This is a genomic window from Clostridium sp. CS001 (genome assembly GCF_020443565.1).
Taxonomy (GTDB): domain Bacteria; phylum Bacillota; class Clostridia; order Clostridiales; family Clostridiaceae; genus Clostridium_AD.
This window is the reverse complement of sequence record NZ_JAIZZN010000028.1, coordinates 12175-30961: the sequence shown is the minus strand read 5'-3', so window position 1 is coordinate 30961 and position 18787 is coordinate 12175. Positions and strand designations below refer to the sequence as shown.

Sequence of the window (18787 nt, the reverse complement as noted above, 5' to 3'; positions counted from 1 at the left end):
TACTTATATTTTTAGGTTTTACTGGATTCCAGCTACACTTACATTTAAAAGCTTGATGACTTTAGGACCAACAAAATTATTATCCCTTTGAAGTTCTTTGGATAAATACATTGATTTTTGTAAATCTTTAATGTTACCAGATACAGAACCACCAGTAACTGGAATTGTACTTGTACCATCAAAGTACCAGCCTAACCTAATTTCACCAGCAAAATCTCCTGTTAAAGTATCCATTTGAAAATCAGAAAAAGCTATTATTTCTAGGTAGCAATCTGTTTTTAAATCATCAATACTGCACGTGCCACCTTCTATAATAGAATTTGATATAGTTCCTGTAGGCTCTATATTTAAATAATGACAATGACGAATATCACCGTGATACATATTCAAAATACCGTTGTTATATATCTTAGCAGATTTCAATGGAAAACCATCGGCATCATAGGTAGAAGATTTAGTAGAGTTTTTCATAAAAGGGTCCAAAGTAATTGTTATTAAATCACCACATACATCGTTTCCCTGAATGTTATCACCGATTTTTGCGCTGGACATTCCATTATATACAGTTTTAGCTGAGGCTTTAGCTAAGTAATAATTTAATAGTTCTATTACTGGTGCCCCATTTAATAACACGGTGTATTTGCCAAGAGCTGGAGTAGGGGATGCTATTGCTTTTTCTTTACTAATAATAAGCATCTCTTTTACTTTTTCATCTATTAAGTCATAATCCATATCCGAAAAGTTTATATGTTTGTAAAGTTCAATTTCCTCAGTATCTTCTTTCCAATTAGTTATAAACTCTATTTCTCCCTTATAGGTATTAAAAGATACATCTACACCTTTTGAATTGACGATACGGGTATAGACCCTATTAAGGAATATTTCCGAAGAATTTATTCCTCCATTATCATAAATATCTGAATGGTAAAGAGCATCAGTTAATGTAGGAAGCCATTCACTTAGTGGCTTTTCAGAAAAGTTACTTGTTATTTCAGGCTGAACGATATCTGAAGGCTCCGCTAAAGGATAATATTTATTTTTTATAAAGCTTGCTGCAAAGGAAGCTTCTTCAATAACTGAAAGGACTTCTTCATCACTCATAGTAGGGTGAATCACAGCAGAAGAGGAGCCAGTATAGGCTACATTTTCTTCCTCAAAGTTTTTATAAATTGTTATATTAAAATTATGAACATCCTTAGCTCTATACATATCTAAACCTTTCTTTACAAAGAAAAGTTCGCTAGCAGTTATTTTATTCTCTATTATCTTATAACCGTCTATTTTTGAACAACCTGCAATCAGACTTTTAATTCTTTCTATCATTATCCTAACCTCACTTTTGCTTTTATATATGGGCCACCATCTGAAACTTTAACTAATTCTTTATATCCCTTGCCACAAGCCCCAGAACCCGACAATTCAACAGTTTGTGATAGCATAGATATGGATTCTAAAACATCAGGCACATACCCTGTCATAATTACAGGTGATACTATTTCACCAGTTAGTTTTCCATCTTTAATTTCCATGCCTTTTAATATCATGCACTGAATTCCCCAGTTCTTAGGATCTTCCATACCACTCATAGTTCCATCTAAAAGGTAACCAAACTTTATAGAAGCTATCATATCTTCTAAAGTATCTTTTCCAGCAGTAAAGAAGGTATTAGTCATCCTTGCATATGCCTTTCTCTCAAAGGATTGTCTTTTGCCATTGCCAGTGGGCTTAGTTCCAAGATTAAGCGCGGATAATATATCCGAGATTCCTGTTTTAAGTATTCCTTTTTCTATAACAATAGTATCTGTTCCAAGTACTCCTTCATCATCAAACAAATAAGATGACATATTATTAGCTGCCGTAGCACCATCATGCATTGTAACTAGTTCTGACGCTACTCCCTTACCTAGATATTCTAAAGCCTTAGCTCTTTTCTTTACAAACATGTCCATTTCTACTCCATGTCCAAAAGCTTCATGAGCTATTAATCCTGATATTTCTGGTGAACAAATCACTTCATATTCCCCAGGTGTTATGCTCTTAGCATCTAAAAGTTTTATACTAGTATCTACTGCTTTTTCTATGTTACTTGTCATCTCATCAAGCAATTCTACAGCCTTTAACCCAGAAAAAGAGCTATGTGCATATTTAGTATTTCCATCTCTACGTACTATGCTTACTAGATATCCTTCGCTCCATATATAGGATTGTTCTAGTTCTTTCTTATTAGAAATAAATATTTTCGATACATGAACTTCATGATAAGCTACTTTAAAATCTACAATTAATTCAGATAAGCTTAAAGCAGTATCTTTAATAAAACACATTTTCTCTATTTTTTCTTTTGACGTTAAAGTTGACGGTAGTGCTAAGACCTCACCTAAAAACTGCTCCTTGATTAAAGTTTCCTCTATTAAATCATAAGGATTTACAGTTATTGAAGCACTTTTCAAAGATTCAAGAGTGGTAGCCATTTTTAAGTGTATTTCATCCACAATGGAATTTAAACTCTCTTCGCTTATTTCGTTAAAAGAAAACTCAGAGTAGTTTACACCATTATGAACTCTTATAACAAAACCACGTTCTGACCAAAAGGAATCACTTAGATCTATACCAGTTCTTTGCACATTATACATTTTTCCTTTAGTATCAGTTCCCAAAATTGATACGTACTTATAGTTTTCAGAAAGAATGTTTATTATTTTTTTCAAAATAGGTTTCTGACTTATTAAAAAACTCGACATTGATACTTTCATTAAATTACCCCCCCAATATTTCCTTTGCTTTGCTATAAAATTCTCCAATTGTCATATAAACGTTTACAAATATAACTTTATGATAAATAGTGTATTGCTATTTATTCCTTCGTAAAAGCCTATTTAATTTTAATTATATACTAGTACTATAATTAAATCCATAAAATTGAAACCATGAGCAATTATTAAATCAACATCAATAAATCATTTTATATGTAATCATATTGAATATTTGATATATAAATTAATCTTGTGTATAATTAAGTAAATTAGAATATTGTAATTGTTCTGAATGTTATTAATGAATATTATATACAACTTACATAAAACATATAAATTGAGAGGGGTAAATTAATGAACAGAGACTATATTTTCCATGAATTTACTAATAGTTTATGTCCAGAATGCCTTCAGATGGTTCCTGCAAAGATTATTTTAAAGGATAAAATGGTTTATTTACTAAAATACTGTCCTAATCATGGTGAACAAATGGAGTTATTAGAGGAAGTGGCTGATTATCATTTAAAGAAAAAGCAGTATGATAAACCTGGAACACCAATGAAGATTTATTCAAAAGCAGAAAAGGGGTGTCCTTATGATTGCGGAGTATCTGGAATCTGTGAGCAACATGACCAACATGGATGCATATGTCTAATAGAGATAACCACAAAGTGTAATCTGAAATGTCCCTTATGTTTTGCAAATGCAGGCGAAGGAGAATTTTTGCCAATAGATACAATAGAAAAAATGATGGATTTTTTTATAGACTCAGAATATGGACAAGGGGAGATATTGCAAATAAGTGGTGGAGAACCAACTATCCATCCCGATATTATAGAAATCATAAGAATGGCTAAATCTAAAAACTTTAAATATGTAATGTTAAACACCAATGGTGTAAGAATTGCTGAAGATGAAGAATTTGTTAAAGAGTTACAACAATTTGTGGGAGGTTTTGAGGTTTATCTACAATTTGATGGTTTTAAAGAATCAACTTACAATACCTTAAGAGGGAAGAATCTACTGCGTATTAAGCAAAAGGCCTTATCAAATTTATCAAAATATAAAATACCTACAACTTTGGTTTCTACAATTACTGCAGGAGTGAATGATGATGAAGTTGGTGAAATATTTACTTTTGGTATTAACACTCCCTATGTTCGCGGCATTAATTTTCAACCAGCAGCCTTTTTTGGCAGGATGGACCATATAAATAGAAGTAATAGAACTACACTTTCGGGAATATTAAAGAAAGTGGAGAAGCAATCTGCAGGAATGCTTAAAATGGATGATTTTATTCCACTTCCATGTGACAGCGAAAGAGTAGCAATCACCTATATGTACAAAACCTCGAAGGGTGGATTTACTCCAATAACAAGGAATGCAAAAATACAGGAGTATCTTCACCTAATTAATAATACCTTTGTATTTACTATAGAAGATGCATTAAAAAATGCAGGTGGAAGCATAACTGATATAAAAACCACTTGTGACTGTTTAAAATTTCTAAAAGACTTTAAACAAATTGTACCATTGAACTTTTTTATGAAATCAAAAGAAAAGAAAATGGAATATGTAGATGAGAATACATTTAGAATTAGTGTAAGCTCCTTTGTAGATGCTTACAATTTTGATACTAGATCAATGCAGAAGGAATGTGTTCATGTGGTAACAGAAGATTTGCGTAAAATACCATTTTCAGCTTATAACACTATTCATAGAAGTAGGTGTAATAGTGCTACAAATTAAAATCCCGAATATGTTCTCATTTATAATTCAACTAATTATATGTAGTAGTGTAATAGCTTTATTTCTTTCAATACTTATAGACTTTACATTATACACAAGACATGAACATATAAAAAAAGAAAAGAAGTCTATCGTAGAAACAGGTACTATGACAGTGTTTTTGTTTGTTTTTTATTTGCTGCTTATGAGTAAAATAGGCGTAATTCCTGTATATAATATGGACCTTAAAAATATTCTTATTATTATAGGTACAGTAGCTATTGTAGGTGGATGTATTCTTAATATAATGGGTAGATTTAATTTGGGTAGTAATTGGGCTAACCATATAAAAATATACGATGAACATACCTTGGTTCAAAATGGAATGTATAAAATTGTTAGGCATCCTTTATACGCTTCCATTATGTTGATGTTTTACGGTGCATGTTTGGTTTATAGAAATTTATTATGTTTTTTAGCAGTTACATTTATATTTATACCTTTTATGTATTATAGGGCAAAACAAGAAGAAACCCTATTAATTCAAAATTTTGATGAATACGAGGAATATAAAAAAACAACTGGAATGTTTTTTCCGAAAATACTATAGGGAAAGGATTGATTATATGAAAGAGTGTAGACCAGTTGCAGTTTCCCATTGTGCCTTTAATTTCTGCAAATACACAATGGCAGCGATATTTTGGCTTTCGTTAATGCTACATAGTAAATTATTGGTAGTACTTGGTTTTTCAATACTTATATTATCTGCAATATTAAAAGTAAAAAATGCTCCTTTAGTTTTTCTTTATACCCATAGCATTGATAAGCTGTTTCCTTCTAAAAAAGAAATATTAGATGAAAAAGCAGTTTGTTTTGCTCATATTGTAGGATCGGTAATGTCTGGAATATCACTGTTATTTCTTTTTTTTATCCATCCTTTGACTGGATGGATATTAATTGGAATATTGGCAGTATTAAAGACCTCTGCATCATTTGGATTTTGTGGTGCTATGAAACTTTATGGATGTCTAACCAATCCAAATGGGCAATGCTGCAGAGTAGGTAGCAAAGTAAAGCAGTACAAGGCAAAATAGAATAGGGTGTGAGCTATTGTTGAATCTAAATAATTTTTTTAAATCTTTGCCTTTACAGTTAAAGGCTCCTCAAAACGAAGCATGGGGGTTAAAACCTGTACTTTTTAAAATAGGAGAGTTTCCTATTGAGTCATATCCGGTAATGTTATTTCTGGCATTATTAACAGGAATTTTGATATATGTTTGGCAACTTAAAAAAGATGGTATTAAAAGTTCAAATGCATTTTATATTGCCTTATTTGGAATAGTAGGTGGAACTATTGGTGCAAAATTACCTCTTATATTTATGTATTGGAACGAACTAAATTCCAATACAAATTCTATTAATGCTGTACTTCAGGGAAGAACTATAGTTGGTGGATTAATTGGGGGAACTGTAAGTATATTAATAGCTAAAAGGTTATTTAATATTAAAGAAAGAATGGGAAATCAGTTAGCAATTCCAATAACGGTGGCAATGGCAATTGGCCGAGTAGGTTGCTTGTTACGTGGATGTTGCTATGGAAAAGAAACGCATTTAAGATGGGGTATTGATTTTGGAGATCATATATTAAGACATCCTACTCAAATATATGAAATAATATTTGATATTGTTATGGTTATTTACTTATCTATAAGAAAAAGAAAAGGTGTAAATCCAGGTCAACTTTACAGTATTTTTTTAAATGGATATCTTAGTTTCAGATTCCTATTAGAATTTATAAGAGTTGAAAAAGTGTCCTTCATTATTTTCACTGATTTTCAGATACTTTGTATCGTTGGATTACTGTTTATTAATAGGAAATATTTACTATCCTCATTTAAGAGAAAATCTAGTGTAGTTAATTAGATATAAAAGAAGGGAAGTGTAGTAACATGAGTATGCATAATGAAAATCAACAAGATCCAAACTTAAAACCTCCTAAAAAAAGCCCATGGGGAGATATATTTTTAGGTCTAGGATTATCTCTCCTACTCATTTTATCAATGATTGCAACTTTATATATTGGAAAGTTAGGAATAACTTCTATTATTGTATTGATTCTAATATCCTGTGCTACATTTTTGTCGGTAAAATTCATTAGAAAAGAACGCCCAATAGTTGGTAAAATACTTCTTGCAACAATAATACCTTTGACATTGATATTATTACTTTTTGGAGCATGCTTTATATCTCTAGGTGTATTATAAAATAATTATCATTAATATATAAGGTGGTGTTTGCGTTTGGTTAGAAAAGTTATTGCAATTAATAGTAGTAAAAGAAAAAAGAATACTTATAACTTAATTTTAAATTTAAAAGAATCATTATCAAAACATGATATATCGGTAGAAATAGTGAATCTTTTTGAGTATGATATTAAGCCTTGCCTAGGTTGTGAGCATTGCTTAATCCATGGAGGGTGTGTTATACATGATGATGCACAACTACTAATGGATAAACTAAAGTCATGTGATGGAATTATTTTGAGTACCCCTGTATATCTAAACAATCTATCAGGTACTCTAAAGACTTTCGTGGATAGAACTTGTAGTTGGTTCCATAGACCAGAACTACAGGGCAAGCCTATTTTGTTACTGGCAAGTACTGCGGCATCTGGGTTAAAAAATACTTTGAGCTATCTTGAAAATATTTCGATTCAGTGGGGCGCATTTCCTACAAATAAAATAGGGCGAAAAGTAACTACATTAAAAGATCCTATTTTATATAAAGAATATAGCAGCTTTCTAAAACACTTAACTATACCTAAAAAAGATTATAAGCCTAAACTTAATCAATTAATAACTTTTCAAGTTCAAAGGGTGATGGCACAAAAGCTTTTTCCGATAGATAATACGTACTGGGCAGAAAAAGGTTGGTTAGATAAGTCATACTTTTATGATTGTAAAGTAATATTAACTAAAAAAACAGTTTCTAAGTTGTTCCACAAAATGTTATATAGCAAGATTAAAAATGTAAACGAAGAATAATTACAAGAACCTAAGTGCTTCCTCTTTTTGTGTTTCATATTAACTTTAATCCTAGTGAATTCTTACTGCATTCTTCCTGCATTCTTCCTATGCTCTTTTATACTTATCATGTTATTTTACGATAATAACTAGAAATTTTCATAATTAACGAAAACAAAACCATTCAATATAATAAAAGTTATATTGAATGGTTTTGTTTTTACTGGAAATCACTCTTTTTTTTATAAATTTTATATGCATTTTTATTGATCATATGGTATACTTAAGTTGTAAACATAATGTTTACAATACGATTATGTTAGTAAACATAGGTGTACACATGTATACAATATATAAAAATTGAAATTTATATGAAATTATTAACTTTTATACGAATATATTTATATAAGTTTATTGAAATAAGTTATATTTACTTTATAAATAATCAAAAATACAGAGTTGTGAGGGGAAATAAACCATGGATGCAATATTAAGTGTAAGAATCAGCGATGAACTTAAACAAAAATTCAATGAATTAGCTCAGAATGAGGGTATAAACAATAAGGAGTTAATGGAACAGGTAGTTAAATACTATGAATTAAATAGGGCAAGAGAAGAAAATACTAGTATGTCCGAGGATATAAAAGAGTTACAAACAATAACCAGTAGAATGGCGGATATTTATATAAATATAGTAGAAAGAAATAATGTTAAAGCTTTAGAACTAAAAAATACTCATAAAAGTGAGTTAATAGATAATAATATACAAATTGAAAAACTAAAAGAGGAAATCACATTATTAAAGGAAGATAATAAAAAGATAAACTCCCTGGGAAAAGAGCTAGCTGAGGCGAAACATATAAATAAAGAACTACAAGAAAACATTAAAAGTTTAAAAACTCTAAATAATATGCAAGAAGAAAAGATAGTTAAGTTATCAGCTATCAATGAGGAGTATATCAAATACAAGGATGAAATTTTGGAGCTTAAGATAGATATAGATAAATCAAAAATAGAAAACCAAAAGCTTTATAATGAATTATCAATTAAAAAAAATGATGAAGATAGACTAAAAAAACTAATAGGAACCTTAGAGGAATCTGCTAAAAATAAAATAGATGAACTACAAATTAAAGCTATACAAGATATAGAAATGCAAAAGGAAAGAACAAAGCTTCAAATGTCTAATGAAATTTTAAAATTAAAAGAAGAACAGCAATTTAAAATACAGGAATTACACGAGAACTATAGTGATAGAATTAATAATTTATTAAAGGAAAAAGAGGAAGTGACAGAGAAATTTAAAAATATGATTTTTGAAATGAATAGAAAAGAAGCTATGTCTACAGAAATAAAAAATAAATAAAAAAATAAGCTATTTAATCTCAAAAACAACCTGATTTAACAAAAGTTAAACCAGGTTATTTCTATTATAATACAATATTACATTTTAATTGGAATATATACTGCTTTTCAATGAACATAAATTGAAATCTATGGTATAATATGCTTATGCTTTGGTAACTATAAGGTTATGAACATATGTTCTTATCTTATAGAAAGAAGGTATTGCCATGAGCGTCAATATATCCAAACGTCAGAATGAACTAATTGTATCATTTGATTATTCACAAGAAAGAATAGCAAAAGTCAAAAGTATAAAAGGTTATAAATGGAATGTAACTGAAAAAATATGGACTATGCCATTTACAGAAGAAAATCTCTTATTGCTCAAAGATTTATTTAGGAATGAACAAAAAAATATTGATATTGAAACTAACTTACGAAATAAAGATATATATAAGCAAATGGAAGAAGAAATCAAGCTCAAGGGCTATAGTTTTAAAACAAAAAAATCTTATATGTCACACATAAAAAGATTTTCTAGTTTTATAAATAAAAATTTAGATGAAATAGAAAATCAAGATGTAAGACAATATACATTGTTTCTACTTGAAAGTGGAAAACTATCACATTCCTATGTAAATCAAGCTATAAGTGCTATAAAATTTTTATGCAATGAGGTATTAAGACAGAATAAGATTATAGAATTAATGTCTAGACCAAAGAAAGAAAACAAATTACCCAATGTTTTAAGCTTTGAAGATGTAACAAAAATATTAGGCTCATTAAAAAATGAAAAGCATAAAACCATTTTATTTCTGACATATTCAGCAGGTTTAAGAGTTGGGGAAGTTATAAAACTTAAATCTCAGGATATAAATAGCCAAAGGATGCTTATTCATGTTGTGCAAGGAAAAGGCAAAAAAGACCGCTACACAGTTTTGTCAGAAATTGCATTAGAGCAGCTTAGAAAATATTATAAGTTATATAAACCTGAAAAGTGGCTGTTCCCAGGGCAAAATAGTAAGGAATATATAACGGAAAGAACAGTGCAGAGAATATTTGAAAATGCATGTATTGCAGCAAAAATAACAAAAAAAGCAACTGTACACACATTAAGGCACTCTTTTGCAACTCACTTACTCGAAGGTGGAATAGATTTAAGGTATATCCAGGAGTTACTGGGACATTCCAGTTCTAAAACTACAGAGATTTACACACATGTTACACAAAAGAGCATAAGTAATATACAAAGTCCACTTGATAAACTAACAAAGAAATAATTAATGCCGGATGTTATAACTACAGCTAGAGTTGTATTACACGACACCAACGTCGGCAATCCGTATGTTTTTTAGGGATACCCAGACATTGGTGTCGTGGTGATAAGAGTTAAGTGAAATTAATTATCTGCTTATGAAAGGGAGAATATGATGAAGATAAGGAAGTATTTATCTGAATTCAGAATTAATGTATTTACTAGCTTTAAAACTATAATACCGGTTGAACATCTTGATATCGTCAATGATGGAAGAAGTTATCACATTTATAGTATTATGGCAACGCCTAAGATGAGAATATTGCATGACTCAATAGTTCAAGAGAAGAACAGATTACGAGTACGAATAGAAAAGCAAGTAGAAGATAACTTTGAAGAGATTCAAGTTGGCGATATTATGTTAGATCCGAACTTGGATCATACTAAACTAAGCATCAGTACTAAGTATCCTTATAACAATATGATTATAGAAATTACAGATAGTGTATGGTTAATTACCTATGGTAAGACTTTGAGGAACAATAAATTTTTACTAGATGCACAAGGAATACTAAATATCTCAAATACAAGAAGTATATTGGAACTTGAAGTTCTATACGTAGGTCAGGCATTTGGTAAGGATGGAGAGAGGTTAGCTACAGACAGGTTGAAATCTCACTCAACTTTCCAGAAGATATTAACAGATTATCACAGTTCACATCCTGATAAGCGGCTATATATTTTTCTATATGAATTTACACCACAAATGCAGATAAGTTTTGATGGCTTAAGTGGTGTTTACTCTACAACAAAAGATGAAGATGAAAGACATTTCAATGAAGTCATGAATAATCCATTGAAGTATAATCAAGTAATTAATATAACTGAGGCAGCAATGATTAACTACTTTAAGCCACCTTATAATGTTAACTTTGTTGAGAACTTTCCAGATGAGGGCCACAAAGGATATTCTCAATACTATGATTTGGACTATAATAATTTAGTTGTTGAAATTGATTTAGAATTTGATGGTAATTCAGCTGTACAGTTATGGTCAGAGACGAATAAAATTAGAAGTTCATGGGATTTCATTAGATATGATTTGCATAATGATCCAAACAGAAAAAGTATGTATGATATTTTTGATGTTCATCGTAAAGGGGACGATAATTAACTTCACTTAACAAAATATCTCCGTTCGCTACGCACACCTCTTCACTGGGTGCAAGCACCGTCAGGGAGAAGGGCTACGAGGGTCCAGTTCAGAGGCGTCGGATATAAGAAACGTTATCTGAAAGGATATGTTTGTGAGAGTTTAGTTCCATTACGAAAAAAAGTGATAGTGTGCATCTGTAGGATATTATGTATTAAAAAAGGGAGAGTACATGTTGATATTAAAAAATCTTCTTATATTTAATATATAAAAATATATAATCTTTTTTGGGGGAGATACTATGAAAATAAACATAAATTATGAAACAGCGCCTAGGATGTTTGAATTATGCAAAAAGCACAAGGAAGGAAAATTAAAGAGAAACGAACTTGAAGCACTACTTGACCATAAGGATTATCAAGTAGAATTTGAAAGATATAATAATGAATGTGGACCAAATGGGAAATTTTCTAAGAAAGAATATGCTGATTTCTTTATGAATTTTTTTGATTTAGAGGAAAGTAATATTAAGCAAAAGATGCTTAGGAATAGGTATAGCCAGTTGAAACATTTCTTTGATAATATTGATATATATGAGAAAAAAATTGATAATATAAAAAATATTACCGAGGATGATATTAGGAAAGCCCTAGAGTATACACATATGGGATTACCTGACGATATAAGATTTGATGAACTAAATCTTATTTTCTCCATTGGTCTAGGGGCATCAGGGGGATGGTTTTATAAAAATTACTCCCACTTTGATTTAGTTAAGTTCTTAGAAGAAATTGATAGTATACCTACTGTAATAGCCCACGAGTGTCATCATATTGGATTTAATAAAATGTTTGAGAATTTAGATATAACCGAAATTTCACCTGAAGAATTTCTCTATCTATTTATTGCTGGAGAAGGATTAGCAATTAAGTATTGTAATAATGGCGAAGGCGTTTTAACAAAAAAGATATACGATGATACAGCAAACATTGGACTAGATGAATTTACATGGGACTACTTATCAAAGGATTTTCACAATATATATACAAACTTTAAGTCACAAATAGGTAAGATTAGAAGTGGAGAAATAAAAGATATTAATGACTTAAACAAATATATAAGTGATTATTGGATGAACCCCTATACTGAAGAGCAAGATAGAAATGAAGTACCTAAGCTTAAGCATACAAGAAATTACTCCTTTGGTAATGAAGTGTGGGGATTAATTCATGATGTATATGGCAGAGAGAAAGTATTTGATACACTAAAAAATCTTAAGCAATTTCCAAAGATATTTAATAGCGCATTAAAAGAAATTGGAAGAACAGATTTATTCATATAGTATTCAATAAGCAGTTGTTGGGTAAGAGATAACGATTAAAATAAGCGGAGAACATATCCCATCAGATAACAAAAAATTCCCATTCAGCTTGGCTTAAAAAGATAGCCAAGCTACACCTGCGAAGCAAAGCGAAGTCTCGCTAAGCTTCTCGGCGTTGGGAATTAGAAACGTTATCGGAAATCTAGTAGTAGTAGTAGTAGTAGTAGTATCAAACTTATAAAAGAAATTGATATTTGCGTTTTCCGTGAAGTATACGTCTAATTTCAACATATTCATCTTTTACCACATAGAAAACTAAATAACTGCTTACTACAACAACCCTATAGTTAAATCGTTGTAGGCGAGTATCTTTAAGATTTATGCCCATAAAAGGGAATTCTTCTAACTTAGAGATTGATTCATCAATCTCTTCTAGAAGCTTCAGCGCTGATTGTGGACTGTCAAGAGTAATATATTCAATTATATCTGAAAGATCTTTTTCTGCTATTGGCAGGTAGTCTATTCTGTACTTTTTACTCATTTATATTAGCCCTCATTTTGGCCATTAAGTCTTTATGTGAAATTCTTGTTTTAGTCGTTTGGCTTTCAAACTCAGCCTCTGCAAGCTTTTGATATAATTCAATAAGGGCCTGTTGTTGTTCATAAAGCGCTTGACTCATGATAACCATATTGCCATGACCGTTCTTAGTGATAAAGATGGGTTCTGCATTAGTATGGCATATATCGGATATCATATTAAAGTTATTCCTTAAATCAGAAATTGGTCTAATTATAGGCAAATTAATCACTTCCTCTAAAAGTATAGTTGATTTATCACTATTATATCATTATTATGATATAATCTCTATTGATTTATTCAGCAAATTTAATAAAAGGTATATTAAAATAATGAAATATTTATCGGTGAGCGGAGGACTTCCGATAACAAAAATTTGCTGTTCACCTTGGCTTGTGAAGATAGCCAAGGCATACCTGCGATACTAAGCCAAGTCTGGCTAAGTATCTCGGTATCAGCAATTAAAAACGTTATACGGAATTTAGAACAAAAAATGATTCATCATAAGTTATATATATTTCTGAATGTAATCTATTAAGCGCGAGGTTAGGTACAAACTTCCAGAAAATTAAGTTGAAAAATAGGGGGATATTATGATATATAAAATTAGAGATAGTAAAAGAAAACATATGTTAGAAGCTTATGACAAAGATAATAGCTTAGTAGGTGAAGCTGTAATTTCACCTTTTATGGACTCAGATTTATCTGAAAAACCTAGATTAAATATTTATATTGATATTGAGGTGACAGATGTTGCAAATAAGGTTGAGCTAAAAGATCAAATGTTTGATGAAATAATGAAGCGTGCGCGTGCTATAAAAGAAGAAAACAAAGATATTGATGTAAGGGTATATCATTGTTGTTTTTCGGATAACAAAGAGAATATTGCATATTATTCATCTAAAGAAGGCTTCAATCATGATGAGGGTATGCATATAATAAAAAAAGATATAACTGAGGAAAATTTCGAGATTACAGATATTAATGGCATTGATTTTGTTAAACTTGAACTTATAGACGAAGATGAGATAATCCAGTTAGTAGAAAAGCAAAATAAAGTATTTATTTCAGGTTATTCCTTAGAGGATTTAAAAAAATTAAAAATCGAAAATGAGTGGTTCAGTATAGCAGCCAAGCATGAAGGTGAAATCCTAGGTAATATCATAATTATTATAAAGGAAAATGAATCAAACATTAAGTATGGTTGGATAGACGATTTATTTGTTTCAAAGGAATGGAGAAACCGAGGTATTGGTGAAAATTTAATACTTAGAGCCTTAAAAGATTTAAAAGCTTTGAGTATCAAGGAATCAAGCTTGGAAGTGTGGAGTGCAAATAAAAGAGCATCATCGGTTTATAGTAGTTTAGGATATAAGTTTCATGAAGAGACACAGTCATCAATTGGGATGTTTCTTTAGTATTTATGTGGTTTTATTATTAAAACTTGGCATTTTAAAATTATTATAAGTGATTATTCAAAAGTTAATCACTCTAAAATTATTTAATCTAGTAATAAAGTGAGTTCAAATTATTATTTAATATAAATCATATTTAAGAAAAATGTAGTAAGTATTGCTCAAAGTGTAGTGGCTAAACTCCGTATAACAAAATACTCCAGTTCGCTTTGCATGAGAAGACTGCAAAGCACACCTGCGAAGCTAAGAGAAGAGCTCTCTAAGCTTCTCGGTGTCTGTAGTAAGACACGTTATGTGATATTTCAGGTCTAACTGAAATTTTCTTACACAGCTAGTGATTTTCAGATATTCAAATACAAAATATAATTCACAATGGTAAAATAAGACGTCACAAATAGTATAAATGATAGTTAAAATTAAAAAAGTAAGGATGGTATTTTATGTGGATATTTTATGCTGCTTTTATATTATTAGTTTCTCTAGTACCCTTATTGTTCCTAGTTGATTATTATGTTTTCTTTTGGGGAAATTATATATATAATTTAATAGCTGGATTCGGTTTTTTAATAACAGCTCTAATTATTATTAAAAATGATGTCGTAATTTTAAGGAAAAGAAGAAAACAAAATAATAATCCAATTAAGGATTCTATAAATAAAAGATTTAAAAATAAAAGGAAGGAAAAAAATTTAAAATCAACTAAAACTATAGTATTCGATTTAATTTGTTCAATAGCCATCATAGGAATGAGCACTATATTTTTTGAACAAATCTATACTTTGTCTATAGATTTACCAAATATAATTAATAAGGATTACGTAAAGGCATCTGTAGAAGTTATAGAGTCTGTTAAAGCTTCTTCAAAAGGCGACCACCATACCCAATATATTATAGCTGAAGATTTGGACACCAACGATATAATTGAAATTGAATTTAGACATAAATATGGAAGAATATTAAAAGATAAACATTATGATATCTGGTATCTGCCGCACTCTCATCTTGGATACAGGGCAGATATAATTAAATAATAGATTGTTAATTTAATGGACTTATTGGTTATTAATGATGTTGCACAATATTCTTTTACATCGAAGTAAATAATAATAGGGTAGTGAAAATCGCAGGCACCATAGAGGTGCAAGATCTGAAACATCACATAACAAAATGTTGCCATTCGCCTTGGCTGGTGAGTACTTTTAATGGGTCCAGTTCAGTATTCATGTATATCTTTTAAATCATAACACTCTTCAACTCATCGCCAAGGCACATTCTTTCACTAAGCGCGTCGCGCTAAGGTTCAGAAATGTCGGCAACCTGAAACGTTATAGGTCATTTAGAACAAAAAAATGATTGCTCATAGGTTATTGGGATTTATTTTTTAAGACACAGTTGTAGAACATTATGAATTACGATTTATTTTCCCTTTTATTCTTATGAACTTTTAATAGTATTCTTGACTTAACTTGTAAACTCAATGAAATATTTATTTTATTGCATAGAAAAAAATAAAAGATGAATAATTACAGAATTCTACGGATTACAAAGGGGTGATTTAATTGAAAAGGGCAGTAATTTTATTTCCGAAATTTAATAACATTGATACTATTAATGATATAAGAAAAAAATACGACCCACTTGCAAATTACATTGGTCCGCATATTTCAATCGTTTTCCCATTTGAAAGTGATTTGACAATAAATGAATTAAAAGAGCACTTCACTAAGTCATTGAAAGGCATAAAAAAATTCAACATCATGCTTAATAACATTACAGGTGATTATAGAGATGGATATTTATTTCTTAATGTAAAGAAGGGTAATGATAATATTATTGAATTACATGATAAGTTATATAGTGGATTATTAGAAAAGTTTATATTTAGAAAGGTAACATATTGTCCTCATTTAACTGTTGGCAAGATATTTGACCAGAAGGAATTTGATGATGCAGTTGATGAATTAAGTTGCCATAATGAAATTTATGAAACAGTAATTGATAAAATATTTGTAGAAAATATTGATTTGGATGATAGTTCAATAATTGAGTTTATATTTGATTTAGAATAAATTTTATAATGTTTATAAATTTGATAAAATATAGAATTTATTCTATTAGGAGTTAGCGAATAATTAACAATGTTCTTATATTATGCAACAATCGTTAAGGAGTAAAGATCATATTCCAGGATATCTAGGGTAGCTCTTGCTCAAAGTCTAGTTGCTAAACGACCTATAACAAAATGTTGCCATTCGCCTTGGCTGGTGAGTACTTTTAATTGGGCCAGTTTAGTATTCATATATATCTTTTAAATTATGGCACTGTTGAACTCATCGCCAAAGCACATTCCTTCACCAATCGCGTCGCGCTAAGGTTCAGAAATGTCGGCAACATGAAACGTTATGTGACATTTCAGGTCTATCTAGAATTCTATTACACAATTAGTTATTTTTAGCCGGCCTATTATAAATGATAATTCACAGTGCTAGAATAAAGCGAAAGTTGATTATATATTAAAAAATTTGATTAGGAAAGGCTGATAGTTATGAAGGAATTAGATTTGGAATACAAAATTTTTGGTAAGGGTAAAACTGTGCTTGTTATAGAAACAGGGATAGGAAGCTCATTTTATGATTGGTATTCTATTGTACAAGAGCTAAGAGAAGACTTTACTATTGTCTTATATCATAGACTTGGTTATGGAAAAAGCCAAGCCCCAAACACTTCTCGAACTACAAAAAACATTGCAGAAGAACTAAATCACCTCGTGGAAAAGATTGAGATAAAAGATAAATTCATTTTAATGGGACATTCATTTGGTGGATTATGCGTACAGCAGTATGCAAGAATGTATCCTTATAAATTGAAAGGTGTAATACTAATTGACTCTACCTCCTTTAATTTCAAACAACTATATATGCTTGATACACCTGTGATGAACTCTCTCATTACAATAGATAGAATGGTAGAGAGTAATGTTAATTCTTCGAAGAAATCAAAAGAAGAATTAAAGCTGCAGAATAAAAATATAATTTCAGCTTATGAAAATCGTATAAGTGATGTAGATATGAAATCTGTAGAAGAATTTTTCACAAGTTCCACACTTCATAAAATTATTGCAGAAGAATTTCAAAATTGGGATATAGATAGTAACGAAATTAAGAGTACTCCTGAATTTCCTAATATTCCACTTATAGTATTAGCAAGAGATAATACGGTAGCTGAAAAAGGATGGGTGAAATACAATATTCCAGAGGTGGAAGCAATTTTATATGAAAATGAGTGGCGTAAACTACAAGTAGAGTTATCAAAGATCTCATGCAAAGGAAATTTAATAATTGCTGAAAATAGTGACCACGAGATTTATTTAGATAGACCCGATATAGTAATTGAGTATTTAAAGACACTACTATAATGGAGAACGTTTGAGTGATAAATGCACATTATCTTGAGTCAGCCGCTTCACATTTTTCATAAATTTCAAAGATAAAGTTAAAATATTAATATAGCTTAATTGCTAAGTAGGCGGGGTGAACATTGAATTATAAATTTGTACCTATGAATAAAGAGTATGCAAATGAGATCGCATATCATTGGAAGTATAACGGAGTTTACTCATTTTATGACATGACAGCTGATGAGGATGATTTAATGGAGTTTCTTAATGAGGACAGTTGGACAAACCGATATTTCGCAGTATTAGATGATAAAAGTGAATTAGTTGGTTTTTATTCATTATTCTTTGAATGTGGAATTATGAGTATAGGGTTGGGTCTCAAACCTGCGTTAACAGGAAGAAGAATTGGACCTGAATTTGTGATTGCAGGTATTAACTTTGGAGTGGAAAAGTTTAATTATAAACAGAACTGTATTATGCTGGCTGTTGCTTCATTTAATAAACGAGCAATAAAAGCATATGAGAAGCTAGGGTTTCAATATATAGATAAATACATGCAAAAAACAAATGGTGGTGAATTTGAATTTATTAGAATGAAAAAAGTTATATAAATACATAAATTGCCTAATTCACAATTCTCATCTACTGCTTCATGTGTGGATTAGTGGAATTGCAAGCTATATATAGAATACAAGACCTGAAACATCACATAACAAAATGTTGCCATTCGCCTTGGCTGGATATTACTTTTAATGGGGCCGGTTTAGTATTAATGTATATCTTTTAAATCATAACACTCTTGAACTCATCGCCAAGGC

At 30.2% G+C, this 18787-nt stretch carries 19 protein-coding genes; 15 read left to right on the top strand and 4 right to left on the bottom strand.

The genetic code is table 11. The features are described from left to right. Positions 1–18: 18 nt before the first annotated feature. On the bottom strand, positions 19–1323 hold the full coding sequence (locus LGK97_RS15805; RefSeq protein WP_226260715.1) for a metallopeptidase TldD-related protein: 1305 nt from the start codon (positions 1321–1323) through the stop codon (positions 19–21). Then, entirely contained in the window at positions 1323–2753 is a 1431-nt protein-coding gene (locus LGK97_RS15800; protein ID WP_226260714.1) for a TldD/PmbA family protein, read from the bottom strand. Before LGK97_RS15800 ends, LGK97_RS15805 begins: the two co-directional genes overlap by 1 nt. A 354-nt stretch (positions 2754–3107) precedes the next feature. Between LGK97_RS15800 and LGK97_RS15795 the strand changes: the two genes are divergently transcribed. From LGK97_RS15795 to LGK97_RS15750, 10 genes are all read left to right on the top strand, one after another. After that, positions 3108–4502 (top strand): radical SAM protein, encoded by a 1395-nt coding sequence (locus tag LGK97_RS15795; RefSeq protein ID WP_226260713.1) that lies wholly within the window; start codon positions 3108–3110, stop codon positions 4500–4502. After that, positions 4489–5091, top strand: a complete 603-nt coding sequence (locus tag LGK97_RS19970) for a methyltransferase family protein (RefSeq protein ID WP_226260712.1) — start codon at positions 4489–4491, stop codon at positions 5089–5091. The genes LGK97_RS15795 and LGK97_RS19970 overlap by 14 nt, the downstream gene beginning before the upstream one ends. A 16-nt stretch (positions 5092–5107) precedes the next feature. Beyond that, positions 5108–5575 carry a DUF4395 family protein gene (locus LGK97_RS15785; RefSeq protein ID WP_226260711.1) on the top strand — a complete coding sequence of 156 codons (468 nt, stop codon included), beginning with the start codon at positions 5108–5110 and terminating at the stop codon, positions 5573–5575. Positions 5576–5591: 16 nt separating this feature from the next. Beyond that, complete coding sequence (locus tag LGK97_RS15780) at positions 5592–6404, top strand: prolipoprotein diacylglyceryl transferase (protein WP_226260710.1); 813 nt, start codon at positions 5592–5594, stop codon at positions 6402–6404. A gap of 26 nt (positions 6405–6430) precedes the next feature. After that, positions 6431–6745 carry a hypothetical protein gene (locus LGK97_RS15775; RefSeq protein WP_226260709.1) on the top strand — a complete coding sequence of 105 codons (315 nt, stop codon included), beginning with the start codon at positions 6431–6433 and terminating at the stop codon, positions 6743–6745. A 36-nt stretch (positions 6746–6781) separates the two neighbouring features. Beyond that, on the top strand, positions 6782–7525 hold the full coding sequence (locus tag LGK97_RS15770; RefSeq protein ID WP_226260708.1) for a flavodoxin family protein: 744 nt from the start codon (positions 6782–6784) through the stop codon (positions 7523–7525). A gap of 457 nt (positions 7526–7982) precedes the next feature. After that, positions 7983–8870: a hypothetical protein gene (locus LGK97_RS15765; RefSeq protein ID WP_226260707.1), complete on the top strand. Its 888-nt coding sequence runs from the start codon at positions 7983–7985 to the stop codon at positions 8868–8870. Positions 8871–9078: 208 nt separating this feature from the next. Next, positions 9079–10131, top strand: coding sequence for a site-specific integrase (locus tag LGK97_RS15760; protein WP_319001575.1), 1053 nt, complete (start codon positions 9079–9081; stop codon positions 10129–10131). A 150-nt stretch (positions 10132–10281) separates the two neighbouring features. Continuing rightward, positions 10282–11280, top strand: a complete 999-nt coding sequence (locus LGK97_RS15755) for a hypothetical protein (RefSeq protein WP_226260706.1) — start codon at positions 10282–10284, stop codon at positions 11278–11280. Positions 11281–11560: 280 nt separating this feature from the next. Then, positions 11561–12601 (top strand): DUF5700 domain-containing putative Zn-dependent protease, encoded by a 1041-nt coding sequence (locus tag LGK97_RS15750; protein WP_226260705.1) that lies wholly within the window; start codon positions 11561–11563, stop codon positions 12599–12601. Positions 12602–12815: 214 nt separating this feature from the next. Here LGK97_RS15750 and LGK97_RS15745 read toward each other — a convergent pair whose 3' ends face one another. Together LGK97_RS15745 and LGK97_RS15740 are read right to left on the bottom strand one after the other, a co-directional pair. Next, positions 12816–13121, bottom strand: coding sequence for a type II toxin-antitoxin system RelE/ParE family toxin (locus tag LGK97_RS15745; RefSeq protein WP_226260704.1), 306 nt, complete (start codon positions 13119–13121; stop codon positions 12816–12818). After that, entirely contained in the window at positions 13114–13380 is a 267-nt protein-coding gene (locus LGK97_RS15740) for a type II toxin-antitoxin system Phd/YefM family antitoxin (RefSeq protein WP_226260703.1), read from the bottom strand. Before LGK97_RS15740 ends, LGK97_RS15745 begins: the two co-directional genes overlap by 8 nt. Before the next feature lie 370 nt (positions 13381–13750). Between LGK97_RS15740 and LGK97_RS15735 the strand changes: the two genes are divergently transcribed. The 5 genes from LGK97_RS15735 (at position 13751) to LGK97_RS15715 (ending at position 18580) form a co-directional block, all read left to right on the top strand. Continuing rightward, a complete protein-coding gene (locus LGK97_RS15735; RefSeq protein ID WP_226260702.1) occupies positions 13751–14575 on the top strand; it encodes a GNAT family N-acetyltransferase in 825 nt (274 codons plus the stop codon). 437 nt (positions 14576–15012) lie between these two features. After that, entirely contained in the window at positions 15013–15603 is a 591-nt protein-coding gene (locus tag LGK97_RS15730; RefSeq protein ID WP_226260701.1) for a hypothetical protein, read from the top strand. A gap of 528 nt (positions 15604–16131) precedes the next feature. Beyond that, the gene (locus tag LGK97_RS15725; RefSeq protein WP_226260700.1) at positions 16132–16641 is read left to right on the top strand and encodes a 2'-5' RNA ligase family protein; all 510 of its coding nucleotides are present in this window, start codon (positions 16132–16134) and stop codon (positions 16639–16641) included. Positions 16642–17132: 491 nt separating this feature from the next. Beyond that, positions 17133–17987 (top strand): alpha/beta hydrolase, encoded by an 855-nt coding sequence (locus LGK97_RS15720; RefSeq protein ID WP_226260699.1) that lies wholly within the window; start codon positions 17133–17135, stop codon positions 17985–17987. Positions 17988–18109: 122 nt separating this feature from the next. After that, positions 18110–18580, top strand: coding sequence for a GNAT family N-acetyltransferase (locus LGK97_RS15715; RefSeq protein ID WP_226260698.1), 471 nt, complete (start codon positions 18110–18112; stop codon positions 18578–18580). Positions 18581–18787 lie beyond the last annotated feature (207 nt).